The 23,685-nt window shown below is 44.8% G+C and carries 15 protein-coding genes; 8 read left to right on the forward strand and 7 right to left on the reverse strand.

Annotation, left to right across the window (positions count from 1 at the left end; all coding sequences use genetic code 11):
- Nucleotides 1-3 precede the first annotated feature (3 nt).
- Nucleotides 4-2,094 (reverse strand): DctP family TRAP transporter solute-binding subunit, encoded by a 2,091-nt coding sequence (locus CYQ88_RS02535; RefSeq protein ID WP_101839774.1) that lies wholly within the window; start codon nt 2,092-2,094, stop codon nt 4-6.
- A gap of 305 nt (nt 2,095-2,399) precedes the next feature.
- Between CYQ88_RS02535 and CYQ88_RS02540 the strand changes: the two genes are divergently transcribed.
- From CYQ88_RS02540 to CYQ88_RS02550, 3 genes are all read left to right on the forward strand, one after another.
- A complete protein-coding gene (locus CYQ88_RS02540) occupies nt 2,400-3,260 on the forward strand; it encodes an HDOD domain-containing protein (RefSeq protein ID WP_101839775.1) in 861 nt (286 codons plus the stop codon).
- 126 nt (nt 3,261-3,386) lie between these two features.
- Entirely contained in the window at nt 3,387-4,418 is a 1,032-nt protein-coding gene (locus tag CYQ88_RS02545) for an efflux RND transporter periplasmic adaptor subunit (protein ID WP_101839776.1), read from the forward strand.
- Nucleotides 4,415-7,477, forward strand: coding sequence for an efflux RND transporter permease subunit (locus CYQ88_RS02550; protein WP_101839777.1), 3,063 nt, complete (start codon nt 4,415-4,417; stop codon nt 7,475-7,477). The genes CYQ88_RS02545 and CYQ88_RS02550 overlap by 4 nt, the downstream gene beginning before the upstream one ends.
- Nucleotides 7,478-7,544: 67 nt before the next feature.
- Here CYQ88_RS02550 and CYQ88_RS02555 read toward each other — a convergent pair whose 3' ends face one another.
- Nucleotides 7,545-8,411: a universal stress protein gene (locus tag CYQ88_RS02555; protein WP_101839778.1), complete on the reverse strand. Its 867-nt coding sequence runs from the start codon at nt 8,409-8,411 to the stop codon at nt 7,545-7,547.
- Complete coding sequence (locus CYQ88_RS02560; RefSeq protein ID WP_101839779.1) at nt 8,411-9,904, reverse strand: SulP family inorganic anion transporter; 1,494 nt, start codon at nt 9,902-9,904, stop codon at nt 8,411-8,413. The genes CYQ88_RS02555 and CYQ88_RS02560 overlap by 1 nt, the downstream gene beginning before the upstream one ends.
- 213 nt (nt 9,905-10,117) lie before the next feature.
- Here CYQ88_RS02560 and CYQ88_RS02565 point away from each other — a divergent pair, with 213 nt between their 5' ends.
- Nucleotides 10,118-12,934: a PD-(D/E)XK nuclease family protein gene (locus CYQ88_RS02565; RefSeq protein WP_101839780.1), complete on the forward strand. Its 2,817-nt coding sequence runs from the start codon at nt 10,118-10,120 to the stop codon at nt 12,932-12,934.
- A complete protein-coding gene (locus CYQ88_RS02570) occupies nt 12,898-16,575 on the forward strand; it encodes an exodeoxyribonuclease V subunit beta (protein ID WP_101839781.1) in 3,678 nt (1,225 codons plus the stop codon). The genes CYQ88_RS02565 and CYQ88_RS02570 overlap by 37 nt, the downstream gene beginning before the upstream one ends.
- On the opposite strand, the gene CYQ88_RS02575 is transcribed toward CYQ88_RS02570, so the two are convergent.
- Nucleotides 16,572-16,943: a YraN family protein gene (locus tag CYQ88_RS02575; protein ID WP_101839782.1), complete on the reverse strand. Its 372-nt coding sequence runs from the start codon at nt 16,941-16,943 to the stop codon at nt 16,572-16,574. The genes CYQ88_RS02570 and CYQ88_RS02575 overlap by 4 nt on opposite strands.
- Nucleotides 16,944-16,948: 5 nt before the next feature.
- Complete coding sequence (locus tag CYQ88_RS02580) at nt 16,949-18,490, reverse strand: penicillin-binding protein activator (RefSeq protein ID WP_101839783.1); 1,542 nt, start codon at nt 18,488-18,490, stop codon at nt 16,949-16,951.
- Between the two features lie 94 nt (nt 18,491-18,584).
- On the opposite strand from CYQ88_RS02580, the gene rsmI reads away from it, so the two are divergent.
- From rsmI to CYQ88_RS02595, 3 genes are all read left to right on the forward strand, one after another.
- Nucleotides 18,585-19,508 carry a 16S rRNA (cytidine(1402)-2'-O)-methyltransferase gene (gene rsmI, locus CYQ88_RS02585; RefSeq protein WP_101839784.1) on the forward strand — a complete coding sequence of 308 codons (924 nt, stop codon included), beginning with the start codon at nt 18,585-18,587 and terminating at the stop codon, nt 19,506-19,508.
- Between the two features lie 100 nt (nt 19,509-19,608).
- Nucleotides 19,609-21,495, forward strand: a complete 1,887-nt coding sequence (glmS, locus tag CYQ88_RS02590; RefSeq protein WP_101839785.1) for a glutamine--fructose-6-phosphate transaminase (isomerizing) — start codon at nt 19,609-19,611, stop codon at nt 21,493-21,495.
- A 72-nt stretch (nt 21,496-21,567) separates the two neighbouring features.
- A complete protein-coding gene (locus CYQ88_RS02595) occupies nt 21,568-22,677 on the forward strand; it encodes a Wzz/FepE/Etk N-terminal domain-containing protein (protein ID WP_101839786.1) in 1,110 nt (369 codons plus the stop codon).
- Between the two features lie 58 nt (nt 22,678-22,735).
- Here CYQ88_RS02595 and CYQ88_RS02600 read toward each other — a convergent pair whose 3' ends face one another.
- On the reverse strand, nt 22,736-23,170 hold the full coding sequence (locus CYQ88_RS02600) for a DUF3010 family protein (protein ID WP_101839787.1): 435 nt from the start codon (nt 23,168-23,170) through the stop codon (nt 22,736-22,738).
- Between the two features lie 25 nt (nt 23,171-23,195).
- Nucleotides 23,196-23,654 (reverse strand): DUF2062 domain-containing protein, encoded by a 459-nt coding sequence (locus tag CYQ88_RS02605; protein WP_233188791.1) that lies wholly within the window; start codon nt 23,652-23,654, stop codon nt 23,196-23,198.
- Nucleotides 23,655-23,685: the final 31 nt, after the last annotated feature.

Below are 23,685 nucleotides of genomic sequence, written 5' to 3' on the forward strand. Positions count from 1 at the left end.
TGGCTATTGACCTTCCGTTTCAGTTTTAACCAAACGGCCATCCGGAAGGAGTTTCACCATGAAAATATCCTTTTCATTAAGGGCATCATGATCTTTGGCCGAAAATGCTTGTTGATAATATTTAAGCACGCCTTGATACGGTGGCAAATTTTCAAGCGCTTGTTGGATGGCCTGTCTGTCAGTAGATTTTGCAGTCGTGACGGCTAAAGCCAACAGCTTGACGAGGTCATAGGCTTGAACCATCCCATTAACTGCATAGGGTGAGTCAATGGTTTTATAAGCCTGTAAATAGCGCTGCCATATCGGAGCCTTTTGTGTTTGGTTGGAAAAAATCCAAGTTTGAATTAAATGAAGGTTGAGTTTGGAAAACAAGGACTTCGTTTGATTAAAGAAGTCACCACTGGCGATCCCCCAATGGGAAATAATGGGAAGCAGTGTTTGAGATTGGCTGAGGGATTTGACCAGGCCTGTTGCTTCTTTAGAGTTTGCCACTAGAATGATCGAATCAGCCCCTGATTGTGTTAGCTGGTGAATAATCGAATCAAAGTGTTGCTGACCTCGATTTAAGGTGACTTCCACGGCAATGGGAATTGATTTTTTAGCGAGATGATTTTTGATTTGTTCCAGATTGCCGCGACCCCAAATCGAGTTTTCCACAATGACGGCGGGTGAAGCGCATCGCAGCTCGGCACTAAAGTCTGCTAATTTTTTAGCCCCAATGTCATCATCGATGGATAATCGAAATAGAAAGTCATGACTTCCATCCAGCTTTGTGATTTCTGATGCGGCAGCCCAAGGGATTAAATAGGGTATTTTCAATTGATTGATTAAAGGGCGCTCCGCCATAACAACAGCACTATGTACCCCCCCCATGACCGCAATCACCGGTTTTTCATTGGCGAGGTGCTTTAAGTTTTCTTGCCCTCGGCTAGCGAGGGTTCGGTGATCCATCGGTAGTAACACCAGCTCTTTACCTAATAGGCCGCCTTGAGCATTGATTTCGGCAATGGCCAGCTCCATGCCGCGTTTTATAGCAAGGCCTGCTTGGGGCGCTTCCGCAGAAAGATCCGCATTTAGGCCAATGGCTAGTTTGTCGGGTGTTGTCAATGCATATTTCTGATTCAGGTAGGTTTGGGTATAGCTAATAATGTCGCTACCAATGATCGGTTCAAATTGCTGAATGAGGTGAGTTGTTTTTTGAGCCAATGTTTGGCGTTGTGCGGGTGTGAGTTGGGTAATTTGTACGCCTTCCGCTTGAATCTGTTGTAAGAAGGTGTTTTCGCGCCGTTGGGTTTCTTGGCGTTCCCAGCGGGTTAAATCGCGAGCCGTTTTTATTAACAGCGTTTTTAAATCTTGTGGTAATTCGGGAAAAGTATGTTGGCTAAAGGCAAATACATAACTGAGATAGCCATGGTCACTGAGAGTTAAATGAGATTGCTCTTTGTGAAACCCCATGCTGGCAATCGAAACCAAGGGGTTTTCCTGGCCATCGACTACACCATCTTTTAAGGCTTGATAAGTGCTGTGAAAATCAATAGGGATAGCTTCAGCCCCTAAGGCGTTGAATTGGGATTCAAGCAGTCGGCTTTTCATAATGCGAAATTTTTTGCCCACAAAATCATCGGGGTGGGTATAAAATTGATTGCCAGTAAAGTGCTTGAAACCATTCTCCCAAAAAGTGATGCCCAGTAATCCGATGCTATTCAATTTCTGTAGCAGTAATTGACCTGGTTCGCCATCCAAGAGTTGATAAGCATCTTCTCGCGTCGGGAATAGAAATGGTATGTCCGGGTATTGCATCGAGGGGATGGAAATACTCAATTTAGCGGAAGGAATCAATAAAATATCAAGTTGGCCCTTGCGGGTCATTTCAATCATTTGATAAACATTCCCCAATACTTGATTGGGAAAAATCTCTACTTGTATTCGACCGTGGCTTTCTGTTTGAACCCGTTCAGCAAATCGTAAAACGGCTTGATGAAGCGCAGTGTTTTCCGGGGCGTCGAGTCCCAATTTCAAATGAAAAACAGAGGGTGTTATGGCAGTCAGCGGGGCTGGCTGGCTGGCTGGTTTGATACCAGCTAGAAAACTCATACAACGTCAGTGCAAATATCGCGAACACACTCATCGCAGCACTGATGGCTAAAATGGGCACTTTATATAATAGGGCTTTTATGCGGAGCATATCCATACCTGATATTTATAGACGCTACAAAGTATTCTAGTATACCCTTGGAGATGCAACAAGCAAGCAAGAAGCTGTTTATGGGGGTGATTATATTTCAGGAGTTGCGTTCGATTAAGATGCGATAGAGTGGTCGCATAATTGGATCACTTGTGATTGTTTTTGCTTAGTTTTAGCGCTATGCTATAGCTTGTTTAAATTTGGGGATAGGGTGATGCAGTCCTTAATTGAAAAGGCTTCTGAAATTTTAAAGAGTCAATCCGTGCCGAATGTGCCGGAAGAAGTGCTGTTATTGCAAGCCGAACTCAATTTTAAATATCCTAATACGGTTAAGGTGGCGAACTTGATTAGCCATAATCCTGAATTGTTGGCAGGGTTTTTAAAATTGGTTAATACCAACATTACCTCAGAAGATCGTAAAGTACAGGATGCTAAAGCGGCCGTTAATGTTTTAGGCTTGGATGAGATTAATAATATCTTTTTATCCTCTGGGATGGTGACTGTTCTGGACGCCACGCCATCAGAAAAGCCTATTTTAGTACAGGGTGCGAAATGCGGCATTGCAGCAGCCGAACTGTCTTACTGGGTGTTTGATGTCTCTCGTTCTGAGGCTTATATGGCTGGTTTAATGCAGAATGTGGGTGCTATCTATATGGGGCGCCACGACTCTGAAAAATACATGGAAATTTTTAAGTCACAACAAGCCTATCCGTTCAGTGGTTATGAAAAAGAAATTGAAACCTATCATACCAATCATGCTTTTATAGGCTGCCTAGCTTGCAAAAAATGGCATATGGATCCGGATATTTATAAGGCCATTTTGTTTCATCATGATCAGGATTTTGCTAAAAAAAATCAAAACAATGACCGCGTCCGTCACTTAACGGCGCTGATTATGCTGAGTAACTATATTGTGGTTGAAGCCGAGGATGATAACTATATTACTCAGCAGTTGAAAACCTGCCGTGATTTAGCTTTAAAGGAATTGGCGTTGCCAGAAAATGCACTAAACTCTGCCCGCGCGGCGGTTAACAAGTGGGGCAATGGTATGGGATTGGCCATGGGCTCCCACTAGATCTTTAATTCTCTGTCGTTTCAACCAGGCCTGGTTGGATTTTCCTTACGATCTCTTCCCTTTAGCGTGACATTAATCGGTAATTCTTTTATTATGATTTGCTGATATTTAAGTAAGGATGTGTCTATGCGTTTTATTTGGGGTGTCTTGGTTTTGCTTGGGTGTTCGGTGACGGTATTTGCGGCTGAACAACGGGCTGTGGTTTCCACCGTTTCGGTACAGCCTGCTAAAGCAAAGACATGGCAAGTCACCGGGCAGGTCGTGTCGCGTTATCAGCTGCCAGTTAGCTTTCGAGTGGGGGGCCAAGTAGCCCAACGTTTTGTCGAAGTGGGTGAACCGGTTAAGGCGAATCAGTTATTGGCCACTTTGGATGCGGCTGATTTGCAATTGGCTGTTGAGCAACATAGAGCCAATTTAGCCTCCGCTCAATCCCGTCTTGAAAATGCTCGTCGAGAGCGCAAACGCCTTGGTAAGTTGTATGACAATAAACTGATCAGTTTGCAGGATTTGCAACGTGCTGAAACCTTTGAAGTGGAAAGTCAGCAAGCCGTGATTGCCGCTGAATCGGCTTTAAAATTGGCGATTAATCAACATCGTTATAGTGAATTACGTGCCCCTGAATCTGGGGTAGTGTCACAGGTGAATATTGAAGCTGGGCAAATGGTTTCCGCTGGACACCCCGCCTTTCAACTATTGGCTGGTGCAACGGAAGCAGAAGTGTATTTACCTGCGACTGCTTTGCAACAATCTTATCAAACCGCAACCTTAACCAGTATCGATCAACCGATTCAATGCCAAGCACAACTGCGTTTAAAAAGCCCGATGAGTGATCAAATAACCCAGCAGACCCAGGCGAGATATCGGTTATCAGACTGCAATGGTACCTTAACCTATGGTAGCGTGATACAGTTAGACTTTACGGAACCCGTTGTGTCAGAGCAACGGCAAGTGCCGATCACAGCGATTTTCAATCAAGGCCATCAAGCTTATGTTTGGAAACTGATTGATGGACATGTGAAGGCGACACCGGTCACAGTCGTGCGCATGAATCATGCTTCAGCGGTTGTGCTCTCAGATGTATTAGCGGTGGGTACTCAAATCGTATTACAAGGGACACATCGTCTGGTCGCTGGACAGTCAGTGAGTGTCTTAAAATGATGCAGCGCTGGAATTTATCGGAACTGGCCGTCAAGCATCAAGCCATTACCTTGTATTTTATTATATTATCGTTGCTGATCGGCACTTTTGCGTTTATCAATTTGGGGCGAGCGGAAGATCCTAGTTTTACGATTAAGGTGATGGTGGTCTCGGCAAAGTGGCCAGGGGCGACGGCTGAACAAATGCAACGCCAAGTTGCTGACCCGATTGAGAAAAAACTCCAAGAAGTTGAGTATTTTGATTTTGTGGAAACCACGTCACGCCCGGGTGAAGTGAATTTGTTAATTACCTTTAAAGAATTTACGCCCGCCGATGAAGTCGAAAATCAATTTTATCAGGTACGAAAACGCATGTTGGATATCCAAGGGTCTTTGCCTTCTGGGGTGTTAGGGCCGTTTGTGAATGATGATTTTTCGGATGTCTATTTTACGCTCTATGCATTAAACCCCGGTGAATTGCGGTATCCCGAATGGGTGGCGTTAGCCGAACAAACGCGCGATGCCATTTTACGCGTCGACGGCGTTCAAAAAGTGAAGCTATTGGGTGAACAGCAGCAGCAAATTCAAATCCAATTTAATGAAGATAAATTGACGCAACTGGGGTTAACCCAAGCACAGCTATTACAGACATTAAATGCTTATCAAGCTATTTCACCAGCGGGGTTTATCGAAACCGATGGACCGCGCGTTTATATCAGAAGCCACCAACAAGTAACCAGCCTAGAAGCCATTCGCAATATACCTGTTGCTAGCCAGAACCAAGTGATTCATTTGGGCGATGTCGCTCGAATTGAACGTGGGTTTGTATCCCCCAGCAACTTTATGATTCGTAATCAAGGTGAAGAAACTCTCCTTTTGGGGGTGGTCATGAAAGCCGGACAAAATGGTTTGAATTTGTCAGAACGGCTGAATCAGTTTAGTCAACAGTGGCAAACACAATTACCTGAGGGTGTGGCTTTGGAAAAGGTAACCAATCAAGGCGATGCCATTGAACTGGCCGTGAATACCTTTCAAATGAAGTTTTTAATGGCGGTGGCGGTGGTGATGCTGGTCAGTTTTATCGCCTTGGGGTTGCGAGCAGGTATTGTCGTGGCACTGGCCATTCCCTTGACCTTAGCTTTAACCTTTTGGCTGATGCAGATGACCGGTAAAAATCTGGATAGGATTACGTTGGGAGCCTTGATTTTAGCATTAGGGTTGCTGGTGGATGATGCCATTATTGCCATTGAAATGATGCTCGTTAAAATGGAAGAGGGTCTAGATCGAACGAAAGCGGCAGCCTATGCTTGGACGGTGACGGCTTCTCCTATGTTATTTGGAACCCTAGTCACAGTGGTCGGGTTTGTGCCGATTGGCTTTGCGGCTTCCAATGTGGGTGAGTATGCCGGTAATATCTTTTGGATACTGGCGTTTGCACTATTAATTTCCTGGTTAGTGGCGGTGACGTTTACCCCGTATTTAGGGTTTAAACTATTACCGAATGTGGCAGCCAATCAGCAACATGCATCCGATTTCGTTCCAGAAAATGTTTTTACTCGCTCTCTATCAAAATGGGTGCATGGTTGTGTCCGGTATCGAAAAACAGTGGTGTTGGCGACACTGGCACTATTTGTGGTATCGGTGGTCGGCATGGCTAAGTTGGTCGAAAAGCAGTTTTTTCCCAGTTCAGATCGCCCCGAACTCATGGTGGATATTTATTTGCCTGAGGGCTCAAGCCAGCAAGTGACTAATCAATTGGCGCACCGTATTGAAAATTATGTGCGTCAACAGCCCGAAGTCAAAACACTGACCAGTTATATTGGCCAAGGCGCGCCGCGCTTCTTTATGGCGTTGAACCCAGAGTTGCCCAATGCCGGTTACGCTAAGCTGATTATTGTGACCGATAATGCCGAGCAAAGGGATCAATTAAAAAGTCGGTTACAAGCGCAAATTGATAATGGGCAATTTAATGAGGCCAGAGTCAGGGTGCATGGCTTGCTTTATGGACCACCTGTAGTTTGGCCGGTGACCTTTCGTGTGGAAGCACCGACTGTTGATTTATTAACCGAATATGCGGAAAAGGTGCGTCAAGTGATGGCGCAAAACCCTCATATTCGAGACCCGCATTTGGAATGGGGTGAGCAATCGCCTGAAATTCAACTCAGCTATGATCAAGATCGGTTAGCCTTATTGGGCGTGAGCCCGGTTAGTTTGTCACAACAATTGCAAACGGCGTTAAGAGGGCAAACTCAGGCGGTGGTGAGAGAAGGCACACGACAAATTTCGGTAACGCATTTTAGTCAAATTCAAGCGCAGGACCTAATGGCTAATTTGGCACAACTGCCCATTGAAATCCAAACAGGGCAAAAGGTTCCCTTACAGCAACTCGCTACTCTAGACGTGGTGTTTTCCGATCCGGTGTTGAAACGTCGTAATCGAACGCCTTTCATCAATGTAAATGCGGAGGTGGAGGGCGCGCAGCCGCCGGATGTCACTATGGCAATTTGGCAGCAAATGCAGCCGTTATTGAACGAATTACCGAAAACGGTTCAATTAAAAATTGGTGGATCAGTAGAGCAGTCAGGCAAAGCTCAGGGCTCGATTAAAGTCTTAATGCCGGTGATGGTGTTGTTAATGATTACCATGGTGATGCTAAATATGCAGAGTTTCTCCGGCACCTTTATGGTGTTGGTGACGGCTCCATTGGGAATGATTGGCGCCGTGGCGGCACTGCTATTATTTTCGCAACCCTTTGGCTTTGTGGCCACGCTAGGATTAATTGGTTTAGCGGGCATTTTAATGCGCAATACGCTGATTCTAGTGGGACAGATTAACGATAATCAGAAGCAAGGGATGCAGGGGCAAACGGCTTTGATTGATGCGACCTTACGACGTGCTAGGCCGGTGTTATTAACCGCCTTAGCCGCGATGTTGGCATTTATTCCATTAACCACCAATACCTTTTGGGGGCCTTTGGCCTATGTGTTGATTGGAGGGATTGGCGTCGGAACCTTACTGACCTTACTGTTTTTACCAGCGCTTTATGCACTGTGGTTTAGGCTACCAAAAGCAGTTGGCTAGTTTTATTCGAGCGAATTCCCCCAGGCCTGGGGGAATTTGGCATAAAAAACCGGATAACTAATCTTGATTAACGAATCAGTAAAACCGGTTTTTGATTGTTTTTCAGCATTTTCAAGGTGAAACTGCCAAAGAATAAGCTACGAAGCTTGCCATGATTAAAGGCTCCCATCACCGTCATATCCAAGTTATGTTTAGCTTGATAAGCTAATAACTCGGTTTGCGGATCACCAGTTAGCACAGCCGTTTCGAAGTGTCGACCCGATAGCGATAGCTGTTCACTGGCTTGTTGGAGAATGCCATTGTCTGTGCCGCCTTCTTTGACCGCATGAACACAGTGAATGGTCATGTCTGCAAATAAAGGACTGCGACAGATCATATCGAGCGCTTTGCGCGCGCCATCGGTATCGTTATAGGCCAGCATTAAAGATTTTGGCGCTGTAAACTCACCATTGACGATAAAGATCGGTTTATGCAGAGCGCGAATTGACTCTTCCAGCTGATCACTGATGCCGGCTTCATCTTCAGCGGTGGCTTTGCCACGAAATCCAACCACTAACACCCGAATCTCATCTTCCAAATCCATTAAGCACTCACTTAAGCTGCCATGTCGTTGTTTGGTCGTGATCTCTTTGATTGGACGGTCGGTCAGCCGGGTTTTGGCTTCAGCCAATAAGGCTTTGCCTTCTTGAATATGTTGTTTGTTTTCTTTGGCTTCTTCTTCTGATAAGACCACCATTAAGTTGTCTGCCATATTTGGCACCAGATTACCGGTTTGATCGATATTAGCTAACAGCAGACTGTGTTCAATGGAGTGAAAAAGTTCTAACGGTGAATTCACTTTTTCAGCAATCCAAGCGGCGTAATCGACGATACCGTTGGTTAGGTTTGAACCATCGAGACAAGCCGTGACCCATTGTTTTTCTAAGGACTGCATTAGTGACCTCCCATAACTTTTTCAATTTTTTCTGGTTTGTCGTGTACTGCGAATTTATCCACCAGCGTTTCACTGGCTTCATTTAAGCCAACGATTTCAACATCCGCGCCTTCGCGACGCAATTTAATGACGACCTTATCGAGGGCGTGGATGGCGCTGATATCCCAAAAGTGTGCACGATGGACATCAATGATAATCTTGTCGACCGCTTCTTTAAAATCAAAATAATTTATAAACTTCTCAGAAGAATTAAAGAATACTTGGCCGACGACGCGATAGGTACGGGTTTGAGAAGCTTCGTCAAATTCGCTGCTGATATACATGTATTCGCGCAAACGACTGGCCATAAACAGTGCCGCCAATACCACACCGGTAATCACACCAAAGGCAAGATTATGCGTCCAAACGGTGACGATAACGGTACTGAGCATGACAATGGTTGCATGAGCCGGGTTAGTACGAATATCGCGAATGGATCCCCAGTTAAAAGTCCCGATTGAGACCATAATCATGACCGCAACCAGCGCCGCCATAGGCACAACTTTTAAATAATCGGAGATAAACACGACCAGGATCAGTAGAAAACCGCCAGCAACAAAGGTGGAGAGTCGTCCACGGCCACCGGATTTGACATTAATGATCGATTGGCCAATCATGGCGCAACCGGCCATACCCCCAATAAGTCCGGAACCAATATTGGCAATCCCTTGACCTTTACATTCACGACGTTTATCACTGTCAGTATCGGTCATTTCATCCAGTACCTGCGCGGTCATTAAAGATTCCAATAGGCCAACAATGGCAATAGCAGCGGAATAAGGCAAAATAATCCATAGGGTTTCAAGTGTGAAAGGGACATCTGGCCAAAGGAAGATGGGTAGGGTATCAGGCAACTGCCCCATATCGCCAATGGTGCGCACATCTATGCCTAATGCAACCACTAGAATCGTTAACACGATAATCGTGACTAAGGGTGAAGGAATGAGTGTGCCGATTTTAGGGACATAGGGAAATAGATAAATAATCGCTAACCCTAATGCCGTGAGGGCATAAACATGCCAAGTGACATTGGTTAATTCCGGTAGTTGCGCCATAAAGATTAAGATGGCTAATGCATTCAAAAAGCCAACCATGACTGAGCGCGAAATAAAGCTAATGAGGTTGTGGATATTTAAATAGCCAGCGAGTATCTGTAATACCCCAGCAAGAATACTGGCCACTAATAAATATTGTAAACCATGGTCCTTAACCAGGGTGACCATCAATAATGCCGTGGCGGCAGTAGCGGCTGAAATCATGCCAGGACGTCCGCCAACAATGGCAATAATCACGGCAATGGCAAAAGAAGCATAAAGCCCGACTTTGGGATCGACCCCGGCAATAATGGAGAAGGCAATGGCTTCTGGAACCAAGGCTAAGGCAACAACAATCCCAGCAAGGATGTCGCCGCGAATATTGCCAAACCAATCTTGTTTACGTTGAGATAACAGCATAAAACCCTTTAAAATCCTTTGTTTTTGACTGGATAACTATTTGATTATTCGAAAAAAATGAGCGCGTATTATGCCGATTTGGATGGCTGAATGCAAGTTGAACCGTTGCGAATCATTATGAGAGACACCCCAAGTTTGCATTGAATTGAGCTGGGTTTATTAAAGAATTGCATTAGAATAGTTGACTTCAAGGCGTTTAAAAAAGGAAGGTTTATGGCGCAACACCTGCATATTGCGGTCAACAGTCGGTTGAGTCAATTGCTCAAACAGCAGCTGCTAGCAGAGGATTGGCAAACCCAAACCGTTGCCAAAACACCCGCTGTGATGACGATGTCTCAGTGGTGGCAGCAGTGGGAACAGCAATTAGTGTTGCAAGCAGACCTGACTGATTTGACGGCACTGCTGTCGCCAACAAGACTGTCTGTTTTTGAGGCGGAGATGCTTTGGCAGGATTTATTGGCAGAGAAGATGCAACAGCAACCTGAATTGCGATTATTAAATACCAGGGCGACTGCCAAACAACTTTACCAGGCCTGGTGCTTTTTGCTGGAATATGAAGCCGAAGAGGCTTTGCATAATCATTTTAAAACAGCCGAAGTCAGTTTGTTTTTGGATTTGAAGCACCGTTATCAGGAACGTTTACAGCAACTTCAATTGCTTGATCCGCCATTGTTACAAAGTCGGCGGCTTGATTTGTTAGAACGTTTGGCAACCCATTGTGAGCAGGTGCATATCTGTTTACATGGGTTTGATGAGTTGTCGCCGTCCGTTCAGCAGTGGCAAACAATCCTGACTAAGTCGGGGGCTAAGATTGAAGTAATGGCGGCCTTGCCGTTGGCGAATGAACCTAAACAACAGTTTTGCCAAGCTGAAACGCCTGAGCAAGAGGCACAGCAAGTCGCGCTTTGGTGTGCTGACTGGTTAGATGGTTGGTTAAAGCAGTCTCAGTCAGCGACGCAGACGTCTTCGGTTCCTTGCTTGGGTGTTGTGGCACCGAATATTGAATCAGTTCAATCTGCTTTAACCTGGGCATTTGATGAAACTTTCTATCAGCGTTTCGGGCAGCCATTGCCGTTAGCGTCAGGACGACAGACGCTTTACAATATTTCATTGGGGCAGCCATTGACACAATCGGCCCTGGTTCAAAATGCTCTTCAAACCTTACAATTGGCGTTGATGCCGCAACAAATCTTACAGTATGAAGCCTGGTCTGATTGGTTAACCTCACCTTATACTTTGGGGGATTTGCAATATCGGCAACAAGCCGATAATCGGCTCAGAAAATTACAATGGGCCAGTTTTAAATGGCCGACCTTGCTGGCACATTTGCAAAAGCGTGCTGAAGAACAGGATGACATGCAAGCAGGCGATAATCTAATTTCAAATCCGTTACCGAAAAAATTAACGAAGGTGTTGCTCAGCCAATCACAAACACGCTTACCGACTAAGGTCAGTTTGGCGCAATTTGTCCAGCAAGCACTCACTATCTTAAAAACCTTTCAATGGGGGCAGACTTTACAACTGGGGGATGCTTCTCGAGCACTGAATACGGTTGAAATGCAGCAGAAAGAGGCCTTTTTGCAGGCGTTAACGCAGTTTGAAAATTGCTTTTTTCAAGCCAATCAGGCCAGCTATGCCGATTGGCTGGGGCGGTTTCAACAGCAGTTGCAGGCCACTGTGCATCAACCGCAAACGCAGGGTTGGGTGCCGATTCAAGTGATGGGTATGTTAGAAGCGTCTGGTCAACAGTTTGATGCTTTGTGGGTGATGGGTTTGACTGATGAGGCCTGGCCGAGAATGCCCAATCCAAACCCCTTTTTACCCATTGCCCTACAACGTGATCTGGCCATGCCACGCTGTGATGCTCAACGTGAATTGCACTATGCTGAGCAGGTGACACATCGGCTAATCGAGGCGGCACCCATTCAAGTCTGGTCGTATGCCCGTCAGTTAGAGGATAAAGAAATGTTGCCGAGCCCGTTATTATCGAAGGGCTTAAGCGTGGCCATGGAAGTAGCCGATTTTTCAAACCAACCTTACTGTGCTTTGGCTGAAAAGCTGAAGCAACAGGCCAGCCCGCTAGTTTGGGTTGAGGATGCGCAAGCCCCTGCTTTGCCACTCAATACCCGAGTACCCGGTGGAACAGGGATTTTAAATGCACAAAATAGTTGCCCGTTAATGGCGTTTATTGACTATCGTTTGGGTGCGCGTTATCAGTTGGAGCCCGTTGAAGAGGGATTGCAGGCCAATCATTTAGGCACTTTGGTGCATCACGTTTTAGAAGTTTTCTGGCAAGAAACGGTGACTCAGACCCAATTATTAGCATTGGATAAAAATGCGCTGGTGATAAAACTATCCGATTTACTTGAGACGGCAATGACGCCTATGCAATCTCAATATGATGCGCATTATTTGGCGCTGGAAAAGCAGCGCATTTTGCAGCTGATCTTAGATTGGTTAGTGCTGGAAAAAGCTCGCCCGCCCTTTAAAGTCATTCAAACGGAAGCAGAACATCAATTGGCCATCGGTGGGTTATTATTTAATACCAAAATTGACCGGGTGGATCAACTTCCGGAGTTTGCTAATCAGAAACTGATTGTTGATTATAAAACCGGACGAGCCAATGTAGCGGATTTGCTGAAAGAGCCGATTGAAGCACCGCAGCTAGCGGTGTATCTACAGGCCTACACCACATCAGACATCGCCGGACTAGGCTATGGCATTTTGCACAGTGATGATGGAGTTAAGCTGGATATGCTCGTGGCAGAATCGGAGGTATTACCCAGTAGTCGACACGCTTTTAGCAAGCTCGCTGAAAAGTCGGGCGGAGACTATGAAGGTCAGGCCTGGGAGGATTTCTTACAGGCGTTGCAATCTGAAGTGGATACGTTAGCGCGCAGTTTGCAGCAAGGCGATGCTGCGATGCGGTATCGGGATGAAGCTGCATTAGCCTATGCGGCGGGTCAATTGGCGTTGCGCTTGCCGGAAGTAAAATGGCAGAAAGCCTTGAATTTAGAGGCTTCGCTATGAATCTAACGCCTTCTCAGTATCAAATGATTGACCCGTTGCAGCAATGTCAGCCAGATCGTGATTTGGCAGATGGCCCAGCGCGTTTTCAAGCTATCTCACCAGCAGACTCCTTTATTGTGCAAGCGCCGGCCGGATCGGGAAAAACCGCGTTATTAACACAACGGTTTTTGGCTCTACTGTCTCAAGTTGAGCAACCGGAGCAGGTGGTGGCGATGACCTTTACTAAAAAAGCCGCTGCTGAAATGCGTAATCGGATTCTGCAGGCCTTGCAATTTGGATTGCAGTCACCGCCATCGGCAGCGGCCAGTTTGTTTGAACGCAATAGTTGGCAGCTAGCACAAGCGGCCTTGCACAATAATCAACAGCGCGGATGGCAACTGCTCGATAACCCGAATCGATTACGCATTCGGACATTGGACAGTATGAATGGTTATTTGGTGCAACAGATGCCATTGCTATCGCGTTTGGGTGCCCAGCCACAATTAGCCAGTATGCAGGATCGGCTTTATATTCAAGCAGCACGTAGTGCGTTACAAGATACCGAAACAGCAGAAGCCAGTACCGAACTGCTGAGATTAGTGAATGGCAAGTTGCGCCGAGCAGAAGCACTGTTGGTGTCGATGTTGAAAAAACGCGATCAATGGATGAGCAGTTTATTGGGTTATGGTGCCGATACACTGGAAGAGTCGGCGATGGCGAGAGAAGTTCTGGAAGCCGCAGTGGCAGATTTGGTTGCGCAAGAGCAACAGGCTGCTTGGAAGCACATCTCACCTATTGCCGATCGTTTATCGAAGATGTGTGCGTTTTCAGAGTTTGCGGAAGCCAATGTTGAGGAACCGTTAAAATCAAACTTACAGCAGTTAATAGCTTTTGATCAGTCGGGTCAGTCATTGTGTGTCGATACCGATTTGGCGGTATGGCGTGCCTTGACAGATTGGCTTCAGACCAAGCAAGGCACTTGGTTAAAAACAGCCAATAAAAATAAAGGCTTTCCGCCAGGGAAAGGTGACAATAAAGCGCAAAAGGATGCGTTTTTAGCGGAACTGGAAGCCATTCGTACTGCAGACTTTCAAGATAAGGCGGCTACAGCGTTTGCACAATTGAGTCAATTGCCCGACGCTACCTATTCGGATGCAGATTGGCACAGTTTGCAACAATTGATTCGATTGTTAAATCGGTCAGTAGGGCATTTAAAAGTCTGTTTTCAGCAGGCGGGTGAAACCGATTTTATTGAAGTTGCACAAGCGGCTGCGTTGGCATTAGGAGAGGACTCCGCCCCGACCGATTTGGCGCAGCAGTTAGATTATCAGATTCGCCATTTATTGATTGATGAATTTCAAGATACCAGTGTCGCTCAATTTCGGTTGATTGAAAAACTGGTGACTGCCTGGACACCAGGGGATGGCCATACGTTGTTTATTGTGGGGGATCCCATGCAGTCCATTTATCGCTTTAGAGAAGCGGAGGTGGGGAATTTTTTGCAGGCATGGGAAGATGGCATTGCTCAGGTCGATCTGATTCCGTTACAGCTTTCGGTGAATTTTCGTTCCAGTGCGGGAGTGGTGGATTGGGTCAATCAAACCTTTCAATCGGTTTTCCCGTCAGACAATCAATTGGAGCTGGGTGCGGTTTGTTATTCGTCAGCGGAAGCTTCGCCTTCGGCTATCAAATCTCATTCGACCAATCAGGCAGTCTTTAACCATTGGCAATTAGAAGCCTCACAATCAGAGGAAGTGAATGATGTGTTGTCAGTTATTCAGTCTCGCTTGGCTGACAGTGATTTTTTAGCGACGGAATCGATTGGGGTTTTAGGGCGCAGCCGCTCGCACTTAATGCCGATTGCTTTTGGGTTAAAACAAGCAGGGATTGCTTTTAAGGCTGTTGAATTGGAAGGCTTAAAAGACCGTCAGGAAATTCAAGATTGCCAAGCTTTAACTCGAGCTTTGATCCACTTAGGGGATCGGCCAGCTTGGATTGCTTTATTGCGTTCACCTTTGATTGGGTTAAGTTTAGCCGATTTAAACACCCTATTAACCGAAGACGGACGTCCTAAAGTAGGCACTGCTTGGCAACAGTTGATGGCTTTTCCTACTGATGAAACAGATCAAAATGACCAGGCCTGGGCGGATTTTAAACCGGGACTCAGTGAGGCCGGTCAAATGCGCTTGGCAGAAACCTTGCCTGTTTTACAGCAGGCTTTGCAAAGTCGCGGTTCGCTTGAAGTTTCGGTTTGGTTACGACAAATTTGGCTAGCATTGGATGGGCCTCAGACCGTTTTAGACGATAATGCATTGCAAAATGTCGAGGCTTATTGGCAAATGCTTACCGGTTTGGCTGCTCGTTCATCCTCGTCATCCGGAGGCACCTCCTTATCGATTGCGGTTTTGGAGGAAACATTAGAACAACTGTTCGCGCAGCCAGATGCCTCACCTGATGCAAAACGGGTGGAATTAATGACCATGCATAAATCCAAAGGACTGGAGTTTGATACCGTTATCTTACCGAGTTTAGGGCGTAAGCCGAGAGTGAATGAACCCCCATTGGTATCTTGGTTGTCGTTTAGAGGTGAACAGAAAGAACAGTTGGTGATTGCGCCATTGGTACAAAAAGGCAAAGCCAATGGCCAAAAATCACCGTTGGTAGAGTTAATTAAGCGTTATGACGCGCAAAAACAGACTTATGAAGACGGGCGGTTGTTATATGTGGCCTGCACACGAGCGAAACGTCAATTGCATTGTTTTGGATCAGTGGCGGTGAGTGATAAGGTATTGGCGGGAGATGTTGCACTAGCGGCGACCAACAATAGTTTATTGAGTTGTTTATGGCCATTGGTGGCAACTTCTTTTGAAGGCTTGTTACAGGGCTATCAACCCAAGGAAGCGGAGGGGGGCGAAAATGACTTTGTCGCTAAAGTAAGTCGATTGCCGCCAACTCGAAAAGGTTTTCATCAGATGCAGCCAGAGTCGTTCATGTCAGCGCTCTTGCCGAAGAAAGAAGCGGCTCAGGCTGTGACGCAATTGCCTGCAGAACCTTTGTCAAAGTCAGCGATGGATGTAAGTCAGCAAACGCCTTCCCAAACAGCCGAAATGGCGAAATTGGTGGGTGTTTGGGTGCATCAAGTACTTGAACAGTGGTCGAAAAATAACCCAATAATCCCTAGTGTCGAAGCCTTAGCATCGCAATCAGAAAGGCATGCGTTGGGGTTAATGCAATTGGGTTTACGAGGACAGTGGCTGACAGAAGGGATGCGTCGGGTGATGGTGTCGTTACAGAATAGTTTGCAAAATGAGCTGGTATTGTGGGCCTTGCGCTCTGATCATGCTGAAGCCGCAGCTGAATTGCCGTTAAGTTCACTTGAGTTGCTGCCGCTGGGACAGGTGCAACAGAACCATATCGTTGATCGAACCTTTGTCGATGAGGAGGGCACTCGTTGGATTGTGGACTATAAAACCAGTTATGTGGAATTGAATGATGCCAAAGAAGTCGATGCATTTATTGAGGGACAAGTTTCAATTTATCGGCCACAGTTACAACGTTATGGTCAGCTATTTTCAGTTCTAGAAAATCGGCCGCAAAAATGGGTGCTGTATTTTAGTCATTTAGATCGTTGGGTTGAAGTCGCTGATCAGCTTAGCGACTAAAAAGCGTCTACGCCAAATGCATTTTGAATCCAGGTGGGTTCGGTTTGCTGTGCTTCAAAGGTTATGACATCAAACCGTTGTGCATGGTTTTGATACTGGGGATGCTTGAGTAAAAAAACTTGCGCGCTTTTGATGAGGCGGTTTTGTTTTTGTACTGAGACAAATTCGCTGGCATGGCCATACGCCACTGATTTCCGGTATTTCACTTCAAAGAAAATGAGTGTTTGCTGAGGGTCTAAGCCAATTAAATCGATTTCACCGCCTTTAATGCGAAAGTTTTGCTCGAGCAGTTGAATCCCTTGTTGTTGAAGCCACTGAGCGGCAAGCTGTTCCTTTTGCTGTCCGGTTTGGTGGCTGGTTGTGGTCATAAAAGCTAAGGAGTGCTTGGCGAGCTAACGGCAGTGGAAAGCGGAATGGCCTGGCCTCGTTCATTATAGCGGGCCCAACTAAAGAGATGGTCGACTTGGTGATCGTGTACTTTGAGTTGTCCCATTAAGCCAGTGTTTAAGCAAAGCCCAGAGTCAAGGCGATTGAGGTTTTGTACCAGCGTTAAGCTGTCCCAACCATAAGCTTCAAATGGCGTCTCAACACGGGTAGGATGAGTCACCGCAGGAAAAGTTGGAAAAATGAGCCCAGCTAAGTCCGGATTTCGGGGTGTTTGAGCTAATTGAGGCGGGGTAATTTTGGATGACCCATAAGTGGGTAAATTCAAGTCAAAAAACTCAAATTGCGGTTTGAAAACTGCCAATCGACGTTCATTGCCAACCAGGACGATGGCATCCAAATCTTGGCGTAGTCGGGGTGTAAAATGCAGGTTCTGACCGAATAGCCAGCGTAAATTGTTATTGCGTGCTTGGCTCTGTTTTTCATTAATTAAACTGCCTAGCGCATTGCGTAAATTCGGATTGCGTGTTGGATAGGTTTTTAATATCGCTGTTTGGCTTCGGTTTTGGCTCTGTTGGCGCCAATCAAATAGGATTTCTTGTGCCAGTCGGGTATCGGCATCCATGGTACTGCTTAAAATACCGATTCGCTGATAGTTTTGTTGGCAGAGTTGTTGTGTGATTTGGTATGCTTCCGATTCTGATTTGAAGTTGAATTGCCAAATGGAGGCTAAATCAACTTGATTGAGTGCCAACACATTGGAGGGTGCTAGTGGCGTGAGTTGTTCTATGGCGGCCTTACGCAAGGGTCCTAGCACCCATTCAGCTCCTTGACTCATCGCGGTTTGATAAATTGATTGGATTTGCGTGAGGTCTGAGCTGTCATAAAAAGTGAGTTCTAGCTCTGAACTTTCTTGCTGACGTTGTTTGAAATAGTTTTTAATAATGCCATCGCGGATTTGTTGGCTGATGCTGGCATATTGCCCTGTAAACGGGAGCATAACCGCAATATGACGAACAGGCTGGCGATGTGCTAGCTTATTTAATAATGCGGGTAAAAGGTGGTGATTGTATAGCGCCTGGGGGTTGTCAGTGCTAAAGTCATGCCAATCTTGCAGGCGTTGTTTTTGCCAAATAGGGTGTTGTTGTGTGACTTCAGTAAAGGTTACCCAATCGGCAACTTCCGGTGTTTGTTCTGCTAGGTTGGTTAATGTCTCCGCAGGCAGTTGTTTTAGTGTAAACCAAATTTGATATTCAATCGCAGCTTGATTGTCTGAATCGCTGAGTTGCCATAATTGTTGGCTAAACTGGATAAATTCTGCCCAGGCCTGGTTGTTTTTTGCAAGTCGTGCTTTATGCTCCAAAGTTACCATTTGACTTTGCTGAGACTCTGCAACGGGTTGCTCTGGCGGTTGTACTTCTCGTTGTGGTTTTTCTGGTGCGGGTCTAGGTGGTGTGCTACAGGCGGATAACCCAAGAAAACCACTTAGGATGACAACAGAGATAATCGTTGAAACAATGGATTGATACATTTGAAACCATTTCTATAGAATAGGAAACTTATTGATGCGGGTCATTATAACGATAAATGGCTCGAGGTTGGTATTGAATTTATGAGAGAAAATAATGCAAAACAAGAACTTTAAGTCGGGCTCGGATGAGTTGCCGATAGCGGGCGACTCTAATAACGGCGCTGAAGGTGGTGTGCTTTATATCGTTGCGACCCCGATTGGTAATTTAAAAGATATTACCTTACGCGCACTGGATGTTTTGGCAACTGTGGACTGGGTTGCAGCAGAAGATACGCGCCACTCTAAACGTTTGTTACAGCATTATGCGCTACATAAGCCAATGGTGAGTTTGCATGAACATAATGAATTCGACAGGCGGCATGAATTGTTGCAAAAACTGAAAAAGGGTGAAAAAGGCGCATTGATTTCCGATGCAGGGACGCCCCTAATCAGTGACCCGGGTTATCACTTGGTGAATTTATTGCGACAAGAAGGCATTCGGGTGGTCCCCATTCCTGGTGCTTCTGCCTTTGTCAGTGCATTATGCGCGGCAGGGTTGCCGACGGATCGGTTTGCGTTTGAAGGATTTTTGCCTGCCAAAAAGAACAAACGTTTGTTGGCGCTGCAAGCGTTGTGTAATGAAACGAGAACATTGATATTTTATGAATCTCCTCATCGGTTACTCGACAGTTTGGCCAGTTTTCAGGCGGCTTTTGGTGGCGATCAGGAAATGGTGGTCGCGAAGGAGATTACAAAACAGTTTGAGCAGTTTCAGAGTGGAACCGTGAGCGAAATACTACAGTATTTTGAAGTGCATCCTGACAAGGTTCGGGGCGAATTTGTGTTAATGGTAAATGGCACGTTAGCTGAGTCATCGGAAAAATCGAAAAGCGAGTTAGGTGAAAAGGTCGATTCAGCTATCTTAGTCTTGTTAAAACAAGAGTTACCCGTCAAGCAAATCGCGGAAATTGTTTCACAATGGCAAGACGTTAAAAAGAAAGCAGTTTATGAACGAACCTTGCAACTTAAATCGGATTGAATAAAGCAGGATCTCGATAAATTATTCAGGCTAAAGAGCTTCAAATGCGGTAAGATACCCGCTGAATTTTTTTGTAATAAACTAAAAGAGCCCTCTTTTTATGTGCGGAATTGTTGGCGGCATTGCAGAACGAAATATTGTTCCAGTTTTATTGGAAGGTTTAAGACGACTGGAGTATCGGGGCTACGATTCTTCTGGTGTGGCGGTTCTGGATGCAGGGCATACAATTCAACGAACGCGTGCGCTCGGCAAGATTAAAAATTTAGCGGAAAAAATTGATCTCAATCCGCAAACCCTTTCTGGAACTATTGGTATCGCTCATACTCGTTGGGCTACTCATGGTGTTCCCGCTGAAAATAATGCCCATCCTCATATTTGTAATAATCAAGTGGCCGTGGTTCATAATGGCATTATCGAAAATTATCAAGCTTTAAAACAACAGCAATTGGCTGCTGGTTATCGGTTTACTTCTGAAACGGATACAGAGGTGGTTGCGCATGCCTTGCATGAGTCGTTACAGCATTTGATTGACGCTAAAGATCATACGTCACATCTACTGTTAAATGCAGTGAAGAATGCGATTCAACAGTTTGAAGGCGCTTATGCCTTGGGGGTGGTGTCGATTCATGATCCTGATACTTTGGTCGCAGCACGTAAAGGTAGTCCGTTGGTGATTGGTGTTGGGATTGGAGAATATTTTATCGCTTCGGATGTTTCTGCTTTGTTACCCGTTACTCAAAGTTTTATCTTTTTAGAAGAAGGGGATGTCGCCGAAATTAAACGTTCCAGTTTGGTTGTTTATGATTCGGCAGGTAATCAGGTTGAAAGGCCGGTTAAAGAGTCCAGTGTAAGTATGCACTCAATTGAATTAGGTGACCATCGACACTATATGCATAAAGAGATTTTTGAACAGCCGCAAGCGGTTGTTGATACTTTGGAAGGTCGAATTACCCAAGAGCATGTTTTAGTTTCCAGTTTTGGGTATGAAGCTGAAGCGTTATTTTCGGAGATTGAACAAGTGCAAATTATTGCCTGTGGAACCAGTTTTCACGCAGGTTTAGTTGCTAAATATTGGTTTGAAGATATTGTTGGATTACCTTGTATGGTTGAGGTGGCCAGTGAATATCGCTACCGCAATCCAGTGGTTCGTAACCATACGTTATTTGTGACAATTAGTCAGTCAGGTGAAACCGCCGATACGTTAGCGGCATTACAGAAAATTAAGCAGGTTCGAAAAAACGCTACTGGTCAGAGTTTACCAACCTTGACAATTTGTAATGTACCGGAATCTAGTCTAACGCGAGAATCAGATTTAACTTTCTTGACTCAGGCTGGGCCAGAAATTGGGGTGGCTTCAACCAAAGCATTTACTACTCAATTGGTTGGGTTGTCATTGTTAGTGACGGCCTTGGGAAAATCTTTAGGCCGAATGTCAGAAGCCCAAGAACGTCGCATTGTGTTAGGGTTGCAAAAACTACCCGGTCTGATAAAAAATGCTTTATCGCATGAGGATGAAATTAAATCTATTGCGAATGAATTTGCAGATAAAACCAGTGCTTTGTTCTTAGGGCGAGGCACCATGTATCCAATTGCTATGGAGGGCGCATTAAAACTCAAAGAAATAAGCTATATTCATGCTGAAGCCTATCCTGCAGGGGAGTTAAAACATGGTCCTCTAGCATTGATTGACGAGCATATGCCTGTTATTGCGATTGCGCCTCATGATGATTTGCTGGAAAAACTCAAATCAAATTTGCAAGAGGTGAAGGCCAGAGGTGGCAAAATGATTGTATTTGAAGATGAAGTAGCGAGTGTCGGGTCCGGTGAAGGGTTTGATGTGGTTAAGGCGACATCAAATGTTGGCAGAATTACAGCACCTATTGTGTTTAATATCCCTCTACAACTTTTAAGTTATCACGTAGCTTTAACAAAAGGAACCGATGTGGATCAACCTCGGAATCTAGCGAAATCTGTTACTGTAGAGTAGTCATTTTATATAAATAACGGATTGTGTATATATTTATTTTAACAAGAATAGTAATAGGGAGTAAATGGGGGTATGGGGTCTAATGACAATGGTGAGTTGTATTCAACAAAAGGCACTAGTATCGTTCATAGCGATGAAATTGATTTACTTGAAATATGGAATAATCTCGTCAGTGAAAAGATGGTTGTTGGCTTAACGACAGTCGGTTTAATCTTGTTGTCTACCATTTATGCGTTCTCGATGAAACCGATTTATAAGTCGGAAGCATACTTTTTCCCCGTCGAAAAGGAGTCAATTCAAGGGTTGGTGGATTGGGACTTGATATTAGACCGGCAGAGTAGTTATACGTCATTAGAGTTATTTAATATTTTCAAACAAAATATCATGTCACGAGCTAATTTATGGACTTTTTTTACAAAAAATAAATTGTATAAAGTCTATGATGAATCGTTATCGGGACTCGAAAAAATTGTGACATTAAAGGACAGACAAAAAGTTCAAAAAGCTTTTGATCAATTTTATCAAAATTTTTTAGTTCAAGAGTCTAAAGAAAATGAAATTGGCCAATATCTTTCAGTTGCGCTTGAAATGGCCTTATCTGAAAAGGATGTGCAATTACTTTTAAGTGAGTATCTTGTTCAGGTTAGGAATAATACACGTCATGAAATATTGGCTTCAATTACTAACGAACAGAAATCAAGACTTCTGCAAGCTCAGAAAAAAATACGTTCAATGAAAGAAATTGCTGAAGTACAGAGATCTGACCGACTTGCACAACTTGATGAGGCTATTAGCATTGCTCGTAGTCTAGATTTAAAAGAACCTCCTACAATTGGTGCAAAGGCAACAATTCAGGGGGTTTCAAATCAGGGCTTGCCTTTGTATTATTTAGGGTATCGTCTGCTGGAAGCCGAAAGAGATGCGTTGGATGATCGTAAGTCAAATGATCCATTTATTAATGGGCTAAGAGCGATGCAAGAAAAGGTGGCTTTATTAAGTTCTTATAAGCTATCCATGCAAGATTTTGCAATCGTTCGATTGGATCAGGATGCAAATATTGGTGAAAAAATTAAACCTAATAAAGTTCAAATTGTAGCTGTATCAGGAGTATTAGGTTTTATACTAGGGGTGTTTATTGCTTTGATTAAAGTTTCTGTTGTTAGGCGTAAAGAAAGAAATTAAAGCACTCCCTTTTATTGGAGTTGGACGGTCTACGTTAATGAATATCTAGGTTGATTTTTTACCACTCATGTTGTTCTGCAATGACTGCGAAGGCAGCAATGAAGGCGGGCTCTTGAAATTTCTTTAGGCCTGTTTCGTTAAAGGAAATGGGTAGTGGATATTTTTTGAGGGCGGCTTTCTGAGTAGACGCATCTATTAAGCGCACTTTGATTGGAGTGAGCAGTTGCAATGCAGCTTCAAGTTTAAACCCATTGGCTCCGCCCGCAAATTTTCCTTTCTTTTGGCGTGCACGTATCACGACTTCATCCACTTGATAATCTTCAATTAGTTTGGTAAATGTTTTCTGAAAATACTGAAGTTCATGAGCTGAATCAGGATTAATGCAGCTAATCTTCCGAACGCGGCAATCTGGTAGGTTGAAGATATCGGCATCGAAGTGAACCAGACTAATAATGGCGTCATTGCCAGAGAGTTCTACGCCACAAATCATCATGGTTTGTTTCCTTTATATTTTCGGTTTAATTACGGTTTGGTTTTTTAGAGGTATGAGTTAAGAAGTTGAGTCGGAAATAGCCGATGATGACGTAAAACACTGATCCAATGATAATACCTAATAAAAAGTTTCCAAGAAAGAAGGGTTGCCATATATAGGGGAATATTTCTATAAACCATTGCTGAGAGGCAATCGGAATATTGGCATTAAGGTTTTCAATGGGTGGGGTTGCAAGTACCCAGGTGCCGAACTGATAGCCGCCGTACCAGATAAATCCCATGGTTAATGGGTTGGTAATCCAAGCCAACGCGGTTGCTAGTGGGATATTGGCACGCGCATAATAGGCGATAATAGAACCCAGTACCATTTGAAAAGGCACTGGTAGCATCATACAAAAAGCGCCAATAAACCCTGCTCGAGCAAATGAGAGTCGGTCGCCTGCCCAGTAGATCCGATCTTGAAATTTTGGGAAGTATCTATTCAAAAAGGCAGATCTTTTTGCTTTGCGACCGATT

Source organism: Hydrogenovibrio sp. SC-1 (assembly GCF_002848135.1).
In the GTDB taxonomy this organism is placed as follows: Bacteria; Pseudomonadota; Gammaproteobacteria; order Thiomicrospirales; family Thiomicrospiraceae; genus Hydrogenovibrio.